General features: G+C 31.4%; 10 protein-coding genes. All 10 read left to right on the top strand.

Going from position 1 to position 13990, the window contains the following annotated elements; translation table 11 throughout:
- The first annotated feature begins 2 nt into the window (after positions 1-2).
- A complete protein-coding gene (gene pflA, locus CLCY_RS03880) occupies positions 3-737 on the top strand; it encodes a pyruvate formate-lyase-activating protein (RefSeq protein WP_048569831.1) in 735 nt (244 codons plus the stop codon).
- 206 nt (positions 738-943) lie between these two features.
- The gene (locus CLCY_RS03875) at positions 944-1612 is read left to right on the top strand and encodes an MgtC/SapB family protein (RefSeq protein ID WP_048569830.1); all 669 of its coding nucleotides are present in this window, start codon (positions 944-946) and stop codon (positions 1610-1612) included.
- Positions 1613-1665: 53 nt separating this feature from the next.
- Complete coding sequence (locus tag CLCY_RS03870; protein WP_048569829.1) at positions 1666-2754, top strand: tetratricopeptide repeat protein; 1089 nt, start codon at positions 1666-1668, stop codon at positions 2752-2754.
- A 199-nt stretch (positions 2755-2953) separates the two neighbouring features.
- A complete protein-coding gene (locus CLCY_RS03865) occupies positions 2954-4642 on the top strand; it encodes a phospho-sugar mutase (RefSeq protein ID WP_048569828.1) in 1689 nt (562 codons plus the stop codon).
- Positions 4643-4703: 61 nt separating this feature from the next.
- Complete coding sequence (locus CLCY_RS03860; protein WP_048569827.1) at positions 4704-5858, top strand: SpoIID/LytB domain-containing protein; 1155 nt, start codon at positions 4704-4706, stop codon at positions 5856-5858.
- A 237-nt stretch (positions 5859-6095) separates the two neighbouring features.
- Entirely contained in the window at positions 6096-7784 is a 1689-nt protein-coding gene (locus CLCY_RS03855) for a SpoIID/LytB domain-containing protein (RefSeq protein WP_161797101.1), read from the top strand.
- A 227-nt stretch (positions 7785-8011) separates the two neighbouring features.
- A complete protein-coding gene (locus CLCY_RS03850; RefSeq protein WP_048569825.1) occupies positions 8012-9838 on the top strand; it encodes a nucleoside-diphosphate sugar epimerase/dehydratase in 1827 nt (608 codons plus the stop codon).
- A gap of 125 nt (positions 9839-9963) precedes the next feature.
- Complete coding sequence (locus CLCY_RS03845) at positions 9964-11283, top strand: nucleotide sugar dehydrogenase (RefSeq protein ID WP_048569824.1); 1320 nt, start codon at positions 9964-9966, stop codon at positions 11281-11283.
- 198 nt (positions 11284-11481) lie between these two features.
- Positions 11482-12858, top strand: coding sequence for an O-antigen polymerase (locus CLCY_RS03840; protein ID WP_048569823.1), 1377 nt, complete (start codon positions 11482-11484; stop codon positions 12856-12858).
- Between the two features lie 19 nt (positions 12859-12877).
- Positions 12878-13984, top strand: coding sequence for a glycosyltransferase family protein (locus CLCY_RS03835; RefSeq protein ID WP_048569822.1), 1107 nt, complete (start codon positions 12878-12880; stop codon positions 13982-13984).
- The last annotated feature ends 6 nt before the right edge of the window (positions 13985-13990 follow it).

Here is a 13990-nt window from a genome sequence, read left to right as displayed (position 1 = left end):
TAATGACAGTGGCAAGAATTCATTCTATAGAAACAATGGGACTTGTTGATGGACCAGGTATAAGATTTGTAGTTTTTATGCAAGGATGTAAGTTGAGATGTCTTTATTGCCACAACCCAGATACATGGAGTATGTCAGAGGGAGAAGAAATAAGTTCTATTGACCTTTTAAATAAGGTTAAAAGATATAAGATATATTTTAAGAATTCAGGGGGAGGAGTTACACTGTCTGGTGGAGATCCTCTTCTTCAACCTGAATTTGTTGAAGAGTTCTTTAGGATGTGTAAGGCTGAGGGGATTCATACATGCCTTGATACAGCAGGCTATGGACTTGGAAACTATGAAAATATATTAAAATACACAGATCTTGTTCTTCTGGATATTAAGCATATAGATGATAAAAAACATAAATGTCTTACAGGTCAGTCTATGGAGGAGTCAATAAAATTTATAGAAACTCTAAAAAATAGTAATACTAAGGTATGGATAAGACATGTTGTTGTAGAAGGATATACAGATAGTGCTGAGCACGTATTATCTCTTGCAAAGTATATAGATACTATTCCAAATGTAGAGAGAATAGACTTCCTTCCTTATCATACACATGGTGTAAACAAATATAAGGAGCTTGGTATAAATTATAGATTAGATGGTTTAAAGCCTTTCAAAGTAGAAAGACTAGAAGATTTAAAGAAGATACTTGAAGATAACATTAATGATAGTATACAAATTAATTAAAATAAAATAATCCAGTATCCTTAAAGAAAAAGGCATACAGAATCCCTTCTGTAACTCCCGTAAATTGCTTTTTTCTTTAAGGATACTAGTTTTTTGAAGATTTTTATATTTATCTATAAAATATAAGCAATAAGAGATATAATTAATAATATAATTTACTTATAAGAGGTATAGTGATTATTTGTAAGTCTTTTAGGAGGAATGATATGGATTATATTATTATTGGGGAAAGTTTATTAAAACTTCTACTTGCCTTAATTTTAGGTGGTCTAATTGGAGGAGAGCGTGAGCATAAAAGTAGGCCAGCTGGACTTAGAACTCATATGTTAGTATGTATAGGGGCAACTCTCATAGAAATAACTTCTATAAACTACTATCATGAATTTCGTGGAGGCTTTAATGTTGACCCTATGAGACTTGGGGCTCAAGTTATAAGTGGGATAGGTTTTTTAGGAGCGGGTACAATTATTAAAGAAGGTGCAAGTATTAGAGGGCTTACAACTGCAGCAAGTATATGGGTAGTGGGGTGTTTAGGTCTTACCATTGGTGCAGGGCTTTATATAGAGGCTATTCTTGGTACAGTATTTATGTATATTGCCCTTAAGTGCTTTAAATCCTTAGAAGGAAGAATTGCAAGAGGAAGAAGGATATATTGCTTAGAAATAGTTGCAGAAAATATACCAGGGAAAATAGGTGAGATAGGAACCCAGATGGGAAACTGTGGAGTAAGCATATTAAATGTTGATATGCGTGATGCTGATAGCTCCCATTTTACTATGGAACTTGTAGTGAAAAGTACTGGTAATATAAATCATAGTTTGATAGTTGAGAAGGTAGCATCACTACAAGGAGTTAAAGAAGTTAAATTTATTTAAATATAATATCTTGAAAATATATATGTTTATATGTTTAGGAAAGGAAGGATATTTTGAATTATAATACATACTTAAAAAGAGAAATTGAGAAAGCACTTTTTATAGAAATAGGAAGAGATGTTCCTTTGAACATAGGCTCTAGCGAAGTAGTCCTTAAAAAGGGGGAGTATCCAATACTTCCAAAGGATATGATAAAGATGGCTGAAGGTAATGAAAAAGGAAGTGGTGGGGGAATTCAACTTCCTGTTCTAATAGATGGAATGATTTATCTTGTAGGCTGTGATAAAGAATTTAAGTACTTTAAGTTATATAAAGAATTTTTGAAAAATGCTAAGGGAATGATTAGCTATATTATAAAGAATATAGAAGCTAATAAAGATTCAGATATGAAGTCATCACTTATTCATCTTAATACCCTTTGTGAAATTGAGCCTAAGAAAGAATACCTATACAATAGGGTAGTTCATCTTATGAATATGTTAGAAAAAACAAGTCTTGAGTTTTTAGAAGAAGAAATACTAAAAAGTTTAGAAAGACTTTCTGAAGAATATGAAGATTTTCCTATGCCATTTTATCACTTAGGTGAATATTATATAAATAAGGATATGGATAAGGCAAAAGTTTACCTTAGAAAGTGTTTAGATTATGATGAAACTAGATTAGATGCCGCGGATCTTTTAGATAGAATAAAAAGTGTTGAGGACTATGACTCTGCTATAGACTTAGTAAAGGAAGGTAGAGGAGAGGAAGCGCTTAAGACTCTATATAATATTACAGATAGCCAACCGGAGAATCTTGATGCTAAGTACTATCTGTGTGTTGCATTAAGACAAAGTAATCATAATCATAAGGCGCTTATGATGCTTAAGGAATTATCAGATAGTATAGAAAGACAAGAAGTTTATGCAGAAATAGCTTTGAACTTAGCTGCTCTTTCTGAATTTGAAGCCGCAATTGATTATTTTAGAAAGGCTCTAAAGATTATGCCTAATGATTCAGGGATTATATGTAATATAGGTGTTTGCCAACTAAATATTGGAGAAATAGATGAAGCAGAAAAAACATTTTCCCTTGCAAGTAGAATAAATAAAAATGATGAAATAGCACTTCAATGGTTAGATTACATTAAAAATTTACAATAAGATAAACAGAATTCTTAAATTAGAAGGAGTTTTAGCTCTAACTGATTTTTAGAAGTCGTTATACAGGAACCTAGCGCCGCTTAGCCATAACTTGCAAAAGTTATGGATTAGTGGCGGTTGGTTATCGGATAAAGCCATCCTAAAATATAGTAGTCTTTAGGATGGCTTATTTATTAATAGTATTTTTTAGGAGGAAGCAATGGACATAGAAAGATTATGTAATGAGTGGAAAACCTTCGATAAGGATACGGAAAATGAATTAGACTTTTTAAATTCAGAGGAAATAGAGGATAGGTTTTATAAGGAAATAAAATTTGGAACTGGGGGAATAAGAGGTAAGATAGGGGCAGGAACTAATAGAATTAACTATTATACTATAGCAAGAGCAACAAGGGGAGTGTCTAATTTTCTAATTAAAAATTTTGAGAAGCCATCTGTTGTAATAGCATATGATTCTAGAAAATTTTCCTTAGAGTTTTCACTTCTTTCTGCATATGTTTTTTCTTCTTATGGTATTAAAGTTAAAGTTTTTAAGGAGCCTACCCCAACCCCTATATTAAGTTATGCAGTTAGAAGATTAAATGCAAGTATAGGAATAGTAATAACTGCTAGTCATAATCCTAAGGAATATAATGGTTATAAGGTTTATGGTGAAGATGGTGGACAAATTATTAAGAAAGTATCAGATGAAATTTTCTCTGAAATATCAAAGCTCGATTATAAATTTGATATAAAATCCTTTAAAAATGTTATGTTGAATAATGAAGTTGATTTTCACTATGTTGATAACTTTGTATTAGATGAGTATATAGATAATGTTTATAAACTTTCACATAATAAAAGTTTAATAAGGAGGATGGGAGACAGGATAAAGGTAGTGTATACTCCACTGCATGGCACAGGAGGAGAGCCGATTAAAAGGGTATTTGATAAGCTTGGATTTAGCAATTTATACTTTGTTAAGTCCCAAAGATATCCAGATGGAAATTTCCCAACTGTAACATGTCCTAATCCAGAAGAGAAAGATGTCTTTGATTTAGCAGTTAGGGTTGGAATGGAGAAAAAGGCAGAAATTCTTATAGCAACTGATCCTGATTGTGATAGGGTGGGAGTAATGGTAAGAGATAAAAAAGGAGAATATACACCTCTTACAGGAAATCAAATAGGAACTATTTTAACTTACTATATTCTAAGTCAACTTAGTGATAAAGGAGAGATAAACAATAATTACGTAATTGTTAAGACTATAGTTACAACTGATATTACAAAGGCTATATGTGATGATTTTAATGTAAAAATGGAAAGTGTATTAACTGGATTTAAATATATTGGTGAGAGAATTAAAGAATATGAGGGTAAAAAGGATAAAGAATTTTTACTAGGATTTGAAGAAAGTTATGGGTATCTTGTAGGAAGTTTTGTACGAGATAAAGATGCTGTTATAGCATCTTCTTTAATATGTGAGATGGCACTTTACTATAAAGGATTAAATATGAGTCTTTTAGATGTAATGGACAAGATATATAAAAAATATGGATATTACAAAGAAAAACTTTTATCCTTTGTTTTAGATGGAAAAGATGGAGAGAATACCATTAGAATTATTATGGAAAAGGTCATTGATAATGATTTTATTAAAAGCATTGGGATCGAGAATTGTACCCTTTTAGATTACAGAAAGGGAATAGATTCTCTTCCATGCGAAAATGTTGTTAGCATTGAAAGTTCGAGGGGCAAAATAACTATAAGACCATCTGGAACAGAGCCTAAGATAAAATTTTATATATCTTCCAAGGGTAAAACATGTGATGAAGCCTTAGATTATATAAGTGAATTTGAAGGAATTGTAAATAAAATGATGAAAATTGTGCATAATATAGGGGACTAATTAATTTAGTTCCCTATTTTGCTTTTCTACAAAAATTACTATATCTATTAGGAGGTCACATATGAAGAAATACATTATCTTAGGTGTAATGACACTTTTTTTAGGGTTATCTACAATAGAAGTTAATGCATCTGTTATGGCTGAAGATTCCAAGGTAAATATGCTGAGAGTAGGACTTAAAAGAGTAAGTGGGAAGACACTTACATTAACTACGAAGGGTAAGTATTCCTTAAATAACATTGAACTGAGTAGTGGAGAGGAGTTAAGATTTAAAAGTAGTGGAAGCAAAATTATTTATAAGGGAAAAAGTTATGATGTTTTAAAGCTTATGCCAAAACAGAGGAGTAGTCGTATACTAATAAACTATGGGAAAGAAGAGCATGTTTTCTCAGGTAGTTTTGAAGTTAGAAATATTAATGGGGAAATACTACCGATAAATATATTATCTATAGAAGAGTATGTGGAAGGAGTTCTTCCTTATGAAATGTCTAGTAGTTATCCTTTGGAAGCACTTAAGGCACAGGCGGTAGCTGCAAGAAACTATGCAATATCAAATTTAGAAAAGCATAAAAATCAAAAATTCGATGTTTGCGATGGAATTCACTGTCAAGTATATAAAGGGAAGGTTAAAGCCTGTGATAATATTAAGACAGCAGTTGAGAAAACTTCAGGAGAGATTCTTAAACATAAAAATGATATTGTAAAAGCTTTTTTCTATTCTAGTAATGGTGGGCATACAGAATCAAGCAAAAATGTATGGAAATCTGATTATTCCTATCTAATATCACAGAGAGATGAATATGATACATATAAATGGGGTAAGGATGAGACTTTTACAAATATAGAAATAGAAGCAAAACTTAAACAAAAAGGATACATTTCAAAGAATGATATATTTAAAGGAATAGGAAAAGTAAAAACAAATAGTAGTGGGAGAAATTCTGAAATAGAAGTTATTTACAAAAGTTCTAATGGGGAAGAAAAAATTAAAACCTTAGAAGGTGAAGAGCCGAGGATAGTATTCTCACTTAAAAGTAGTATGTTTTATATTGAATATAATAAGGAGAAAAATACCTATACTTTTAAAGGTAGAGGATTTGGACATGGTGTAGGGATGAGTCAATATGGAGCAACAAAAAGGGCTGAAAAAGGTCATAACTACAAAGAGATACTTAAATTCTATTACCCAAACACAAAACTACAAAGTATAAATTAAAACCTAGGCTGTTGATAAGAATAATTATCAACAGCTTTTTATATGCACTAATACAAAAGCGCAAACCTACATGATATTCTAAAATATTTCCCGAGAAATATCAATATTAGATAAAATTTTATGTAAAAAGTTTTTGTAAATCTCTTAAGTTTTTTACATAAATGGAGGTCATTGACTGGTGTGTATATATTTCATATAATGGGGTTAATTTATAGAGAAAGGGGGGAAAAGGATAAAATGGGAAGAAGACTTTTGGGGGTAGTTGTTAGTTGTATTATAATGCTAAGTTTAACATTAAAGGTTTCTGAGGCAAAGACAATTAGCAATCCAGATTTAATTAAAGTAGGTTTAAAAAGTCTTCAGGCCTCTAGCTTAAGTGTAGCCTTGGAAGGACACTATAAAATAAATGGTGTGCTAACTGAAAATAAAAATATTACATTTAGTGTAAATGGTAATAAGGTACAATATAATGGTGCTTTATATGATGAAGTTTATTTAGAGCCGGCAGTATCTTCATCAAAGATAACTACAGTTGCATCAGGTAAGACTAATAGATACGGCGGAATAATTCAGCTTAAAGTATCAGGGGGTAAAATATTACCTGTGAATTATATAGATATGCAAAGTTATCTAAAAGGCGTATTACCATATGAAATATCTAATTCATATCCTATAGAGGCAATAAAGTCTCAGGCTATAACATCAAGAACATTTGCACTTTCTAACTTAAATAAGCATAAATCAGAGGGAATAAATTTATGCGATACAACCAACTGTCAGGTCTATAAAGGAGAAAATTCCTCATATAAAAATATAGAAAAAGCAGTAGAAGAGACAAAAAACATGGTTTTAACCTATAATGGATCACTTGCTAGCGTTACTTTTGGAGCTAGCAATGGAGGTTATACAGAATCCTCATTAAATATATGGGGATCAAATTATTCATATTTACCTGTAATAGAAGATAAATATGATAAAAATCCTTGGCCAGAGAGCAAGGTACATACTACTGCAAGTATAGACACGCTTTTGAAAAGTAAAGGTTACCTGAAAAGTGATGAAAGGTTCTTGAAATTTGGAGAAGTAGTGAAAAATAGTAGTTCTAGAGTTTCAGAGATGGAAGTTATTTATTCTGATAGAAGTGGATCTCAAAGCACGAAACTCCTAAAAAAAGAAGAGCCAAGATGGACATTTGGTTTAAGAAGCATGCTATTTAATGTTAATTATAATGATAAGAATAGCACCTACACATTTAGTGGTAGTGGATATGGCCACGGAGTAGGAATGAGCCAACTTGGGGCAAAGGCTAGAGCAGAAGCAGGCCATAAGTATATCAATATACTAGGATTTTACTTTCCTAGTACTATAATAGAAGTAGTTAATACATCTGAGGGAGAAAAACCTATTCTTCCACCACTTAATCCATCACCAACAAAGCCTGAAAGTTCAAATAAACCAACAACATCAAAGGATAATATATTATCTCAGGTTGGAAAAAGAGGATCCTTAGTTAAAGAAATACAAGGAAGTCTTAATTATTTAGGGTATAATGCTGGAGTAGCAGATGGTATATTTGGAAATAACACAGCAAAGGCAGTTAAGGCCTTTCAAAAAGCTGAAAAGTTAAGCCAAACAGGTATTGTGTATGAATCTACTAAAAATTTACTTGATAAAAGAGTAAATGAAAAAAAAAAGCCTAACTCAAAGCCTATAATTGTAAATAAAGTTATAGCTAAAAGTGGCAGTAGAGGCCAGATAGTAAAAGAAATACAAGCTATGCTTAATAGATTGGGCTATAATGTGGGAAAAGTAGACGGTATTTATGGGAAGAATACTGTAAAAGGAGTTTCATCCTTTCAAAGGGCTAAGAAACTTAGCCAAACAGGTAGTGTAGATCAAGCTACCTATAATTTATTAAAAAAGTAATGATGAAAAACTAAAACACTAGTGTATATAAAAGCTGCTTAAGTAGACTATAGCTACCTAAGTAGCTTTTTTGTGTATAATTATATTAAAAAGGTTAAAAATGTTAATGGTGTTCTAAAAGTTTAATATATTAGGCTGACATAATATGGACATTTATGTTGTATTGCTTTCGTAAAATACAGTATAATAAAGTGGTAAAAGTGTACAAGGCAGAAAGGGAGATACATATGAATAGATACGTAAATCAAGTTCTCCTTGCAATACTAGATGTAATATTCGTTAATGCAGCGATATTTGCAGGTTACTTTGCAAGGTTTCAGTGGAATATTCCAGGGGCTTATCTACACATATATTATAAGTCGTTTATACCAATTACACTAATTATGTTACTGTGTTTCTGGTTTTTTAGGCTATATAAGAGTGTTTGGAGATATGCAAGTATTATTGAACTTATGTATACAATAATGGCGGTTACTTTAGGATCTTTAGGTTCATTATTATATGGGATTCTAGTAGGGTATAGACTTCCGATAAGTGTTTACTTTATAATGTGGGCTCTTATTATGGTAGCTTCTGGTGGAATAAGACTTATATCAAGAGTAATAGCAAGTATAGATATTATTCCAAATTCTATAATAAAACAAAACAAAAGAGTTATTGTTATAGGTGCAGGAGATGCTGGTGCTATGGTTGTTAAAGAAATGAAGAAACATCCAGAGCTTGGGTATAGTCCTGTTGCTCTTATAGATGATGATAAGACAAAAATAGGTGGACTTATCAATGGAACTCCTATTATAGGAACAAGAAATGACATAGGTGATATAGTAAAAAATAGAGATATAGATGAAATCCTAATAGCTCTTCCATCAATAAATAATCATGAGAGAAGAGAAATTATGAAGATTTGTAGTGCAACAGGAGTGAAACTAAAAACCCTTCCTGGTATATATGAACTTATCAATGGAAAGATAAGCATTAATCAAATAAGAGATGTTGAAATAGAAGACCTTCTAGGTCGTGATCCAATAGAACTTAATATTGAAGGAATAGCAGGATATCTAAGTGATAAAGTTGTACTTATAACAGGGGGAGGAGGATCCATAGGATCAGAACTTTGTAGACAAATTGTAAAGTTCGGACCAAAGAAACTAATTGTATTAGATATATATGAAAATGGAGCATATGATCTTCAAATGGAATTAAACTTTAAATACCCTGAAGTAAGTAAAGAAGTAGTTATAGCATCGATCAGGGAAAAGGAAAGGTTAGAGGAAGTTTTTGAAAGATTCAAACCTGATGTAGTTTTTCATGCAGCAGCTCATAAACATGTTCCCCTAATGGAAGCGAACCCTAAAGAAGCAATTAAGAATAATGTAATAGGAACATTAAACTTAGCTAAAACAGCGGACAAGTATAATGTTAAAAAATTTGTTCTTATATCAACAGACAAAGCAGTAAATCCAACTAATATAATGGGTGCAACAAAGAGAATGTGTGAGATGGTTATACAATCAATTGATAAGATAAGTAAAACAGAATTTGTTGCTGTAAGATTTGGTAATGTACTTGGAAGTAATGGAAGTGTTATCCCACTATTTAAAAAACAGATTAAACAAGGGGGTCCAATAACTGTAACTCATCCAGATATAAATAGATACTTTATGACCATTCCAGAGGCAGCACAGCTTGTAATTCAAGCAGGGTCTATGGCAAAGGGTGGTGAAATATTTATACTTGATATGGGTAGTCCAGTTAAAATAGTTGACCTAGCTGAAGACTTGATAAGGCTATCAGGGCTTGAGCCAGGTAAAGATATCAAAATAAAATTCACAGGTTTAAGACCAGGGGAAAAGCTTTATGAAGAGCTATTAATGGATGAAGAAGGTATTACAAATACAAACCATAAAAAAATATTTATAGGTAAACCAGGTCACTATAGCTTTGATGATATAAACATTAAGGTTGATTCATTAAGAAACATATTAGATAAAGATGACGAAAAGATATTTGAACTTGTTGAGGAAATAGTTCCTACCTATAGCAGAAAAAAGTAAAAAGATAGACTATTTTTTGTCAAAGTGTTTGACGATATAAAAAACAAGAAGTATAATTTTGTAGATAGTAAAAAATCATTTTAGATTTAAATATAGAAAATTAGTAGTTTTGAGGAGGGTACAAAATGTCCACTAAGGAAAGCTTAATGAAAAAAATACAAGATAGAACTGCAGTTATAGGGGTAGTAGGACTTGGTTATGTAGGACTTCCACTAGCTGTAGAAAAGGCTAAGGCAGGATATAAGGTAATAGGATTTGATATACAACAATCTAGAGTAGATCAAGTAAACAGAGGTGAGAATTACATAGGAGACGTTGTAGATTCAGAACTTAGTGAACTTGTAGAGTCAGGAATGATCGTTGCTACAACAGATTATGCTAAAATCACAGAAGTTGATGCAGTTTCAATTGCAGTACCAACTCCTCTAGATAAATATAAGCAACCGGATACATCATATGTTGTGGCTTCAACTGAAAGTGTTACTAAGTATCTTCACAGTGGTATGCTTGTTGTTCTTGAAAGTACAACATACCCAGGAACTACTGAAGAAGTAGTTAAGCCAATTCTTGAAAGTACAGGACTAAAGTGCGGGGAAGACTTTTTCCTAGCATTCTCACCAGAGAGAGTAGACCCAGGTAACAAGGTATATAAAACAAAGAATACTCCAAAGGTTGTAGGTGGGGTAACAAAGGATTGTACAGAAATTGCAGCTCAGCTTTATAGAAACGTGCTTGAGGGAGAAATATGTACTGTTTCATCACCAGCTGTTGCAGAAATGGAAAAAATCCTTGAAAATACATTTAGAAATATAAACGTAGCTCTAGCTAATGAAATGGCTATACTTTGTTCAAGAATGGGTATAGATGTTTGGGAAGTTATTGATGCAGCTAAAACTAAACCATATGGATTTATGGCATTTTATCCAGGTCCAGGGCTTGGAGGACACTGTATTCCAATAGATCCATTCTACCTAACTTGGAAGGCTAGAGAGTTCGATTATCATACAAGATTAATAGAAATATCAGGAGAAATAAATGACTACATGCCTGAATTCGTAGTTGAAAAGGCAGGAGTTATTTTAAATGACGACTTTAAAAAACCTTTAAATGGATCAAATGTTTTACTTGTAGGTGTTGCTTACAAAAATGACATTGATGACTTAAGAGAATCACCAGTATTTAAGGTTATAGATAACCTTAAAAAGAGAGGTGCAAACATTATTGTTAATGAGCCATTTGTACCAGAATTCTCACATGAAGGTGTAGATTACAAATCAATTGAGCTTACAAAAGAAAATATTGAGGCTGCAGATATAGTTATAATTACAACTAATCACTCATGTTATGATTATGAGTTTATTGTGGAAAATGCAAAGGTTGTATTTGATACTAGAAATGCAACTAAGGATGTTAAGAACAATAGAGAAAAAATCTACAAGTTATAATTTAATAGATTTAAATTGCTAAGGAATATTAAGGGGGACCCTCTTGGTATTCCTTTAGTAGTAAATAGTTTGAAATAAACAGAATTCTTGAATCAAGGGGAGTTTACTCCTACTGATTCTTAGAAGTTTTTACCTAGGAGTCTAGCAGCGGTAAGATATCGGATAAACTCCTATTCCACTAAGAGGGGATGATTATGATTGTTATACTTTAAATTCCTACTAGTTTTGTCGCTATTTTGTTTATCTTGCTATCTTTTTCAAAGGGCAAGCGGTACGCTAAATCCAGCTAGGATAAACATAATTTCATATGCGTTTTATCTTTTTATAATACCATCATTTATTGGAGCAAGCTTAGTGTATTTAGGATGGGATCAACATTATATGATAAAGAAGATAACAGATCCTGCGACAATAGATAAAACATATTTTTTAATATCAGCTACAGCAATACTTCTTCCTATATCTATGATTATATGGGCTAGGATATTTAAGGTTGATACAAATAAAGATTATAAAAATTACTTAGAGAAGGAAACAAAGGTAAGTGGAGAAAAGGCTGTATTTATTGTAACTTTAGCAGTATCTTTAGTTTGCCTATTTTTTACTGCTCTAATGTTTTTTAAAATGAGAAGTATTCCTTTACTAGATCTTATACTTGGTAGGGGAGGTTCTCTTATAAGTGCAGAAAGAATTGAAATTTCAAGTAGTACACAGATGAACCCTTATATTAGAAATCTTGTTGTGCTAACATTTACACCTATATTATCTTACCTTGCATATGCATATGCACTTGTAACTAAGAAAAGAAGATGGTATGTTTTATTTTTCATTCTTCTTGGTGCATCTGTACTTATAAAAACATATAATTTTGCAAAGTCACCACTTGCTTTTTATATATTTGCCTTTGTTATTCTATATATTCTTATAAAGGGAAGTATACCTATTAAGAAGCTTTCTATTATTATAGGATTATGTATTTTTACAATACTATTTATGTACTTTAGAAATGGATTTAACTTTGAAAAAATACTTGATATATATAATGGACCACTTGGAAGAACATTATTTACTCAGGTAGGAACATTATTCTTACATGTTGACTTATTTCCTCAGCATTTACCTTTCCTAGAGGGGAGAAGCTTTTCACCTACTATCTTAAGTATATTTACTGATGGATGGGGACACTTTAGGTCAGGGTTTGTTGCTATGCATTTCTATGCACCTGAAAAGGTATATCAAGGTATTGCTGGTGTTATGAATACTTTATTTGTAGGTGAGGCATATGCTAATTTTGGAATGAAGGGTGCAATTTTATCAATAGTATATGTTGGGTTTGTTTTAAAGTCTGTATTATTACTTCTTGTTAAAACAAAAAAGACACCTATTAATATAATTATATATATTATTTTAACAACACTACTAGTAAATGCTACTCAAGGTGGGTTTACAGACTTTGTGTATAATTCATCTATTATATTTAGTATTTCATTTATATTATTAATAAAGTTTTCTGCAAAACTTGCAGAAAAGTATAAATTACTTGAAAAATTAAATCTAGAAGATAAATTAAAATAAACTTATGGAGGACAAGTAAATGAGCAAAAAATGTATTGTTCATATTCCTTTCTTAATTGGAGGAGGGCAGCAGCCTTCAGGTTCACAAATAAGACCTATGAAAATAATTCAGGCGTTTAAGAATATAGGATATGATGTTGATGTTGTATCTGGTTATGCAGCTGAAAGAAAAGAAAAAATAAAGATGATAAGGAAAAACATTAAAGATGGAGTAAAGTATGATTTTTTATATGCAGAAAATTATACAGAACCAACACTTTTAACAGAAAGTCATCATCTACCAACACACCCTTTTTTAGATTTTTCGTTTTTTAAATGCTGTAAAGATCATGGAATAAAAATAGGGTTATTTTATAGAGATGTTTACTGGAGATTTGATATATATAAGGAAAGTGTAGGAACTTTTAAAACAGCTGTTGCAACTACATTTTTTAAGTATGATCTTAAAAAGTATAATGAGTTTTTAAATATTCTATATTTCTCAGATAGAAATATGTATCACTATCTTCCATTTAAGTTCCAAGGAAAGATTGATGAACTTCCACCGGGAATAGATACAAGTGTTAACAAAGAACAGGATGCAAAACCTATTGATGAAAATGGAAAAATCAATATTTTCTACGTTGGAGGTATTGGAGAGCTTTATAATATGGAACTACTATTTGAAGCTGTTAATAAAACCGAAGAGGTATTTCTTACTGTTTGTTGCCGTGAAGGTGAATGGAACACATGGAAGACAAAGTATGAAAAATACCTAAATGATAGAATAACTATTGTTCATAAGTCTGGAGATGACTTAAAACCATATATGGAAAATGCAGATCTACTAAGTCTTTTCTTTGAACCTATTGAATATAGAAAGTTCTGTGTTGGTGTTAAAATGTATGAATACATGACATACAAAAGACCTTTACTTTCAACAAAGGGGACATCTATGGGAACAACAGTTGAAAAGTATGATATAGGATACAATATAAATTATTCATTAGATGAATTAGTGGATTTATTTAATAAACTTAAAAATAATAAGTCATTATTAAACGAGAAGATAAATAAAATTGAGGAAGTCTTTGATGACCATACCTGGGAAGCTAGGGCTAGAAAGGTAGCAAAGGATTTATCTTAAGCTAAA

This window comes from Clostridium cylindrosporum DSM 605, from assembly GCF_001047375.1.
GTDB lineage: Bacteria > Bacillota > Clostridia > Clostridiales > Caloramatoraceae > Clostridium_AB > Clostridium_AB cylindrosporum.
Note: the sequence above shows the minus strand (reverse complement) of the source record. Positions and strands in the feature narration are given on the sequence as shown.

Bases quoted from the DNA above. Each gene is read 5' to 3' on its own strand.
- CLCY_RS03845 (WP_048569824.1), top strand. From the start codon at position 9,964: ATGTCCACTAAGGAAAGCTTAATGAAAAAAATACAAGATAGAACTGCA.
- pflA (WP_048569831.1), top strand. From the start codon at position 3: ATGACAGTGGCAAGAATTCATTCTATAGAAACAATGGGACTTGTTGAT.
- CLCY_RS03850 (WP_048569825.1), top strand. From the start codon at position 8,012: ATGAATAGATACGTAAATCAAGTTCTCCTTGCAATACTAGATGTAATA.
- CLCY_RS03865 (WP_048569828.1), top strand. From the start codon at position 2,954: ATGGACATAGAAAGATTATGTAATGAGTGGAAAACCTTCGATAAGGAT.
- CLCY_RS03875 (WP_048569830.1), top strand. From the start codon at position 944: ATGGATTATATTATTATTGGGGAAAGTTTATTAAAACTTCTACTTGCC.
- CLCY_RS03855 (WP_161797101.1), top strand. From the start codon at position 6,096: ATGGGAAGAAGACTTTTGGGGGTAGTTGTTAGTTGTATTATAATGCTA.
- CLCY_RS03835 (WP_048569822.1), top strand. From the start codon at position 12,878: ATGAGCAAAAAATGTATTGTTCATATTCCTTTCTTAATTGGAGGAGGG.
- CLCY_RS03860 (WP_048569827.1), top strand. From the start codon at position 4,704: ATGAAGAAATACATTATCTTAGGTGTAATGACACTTTTTTTAGGGTTA.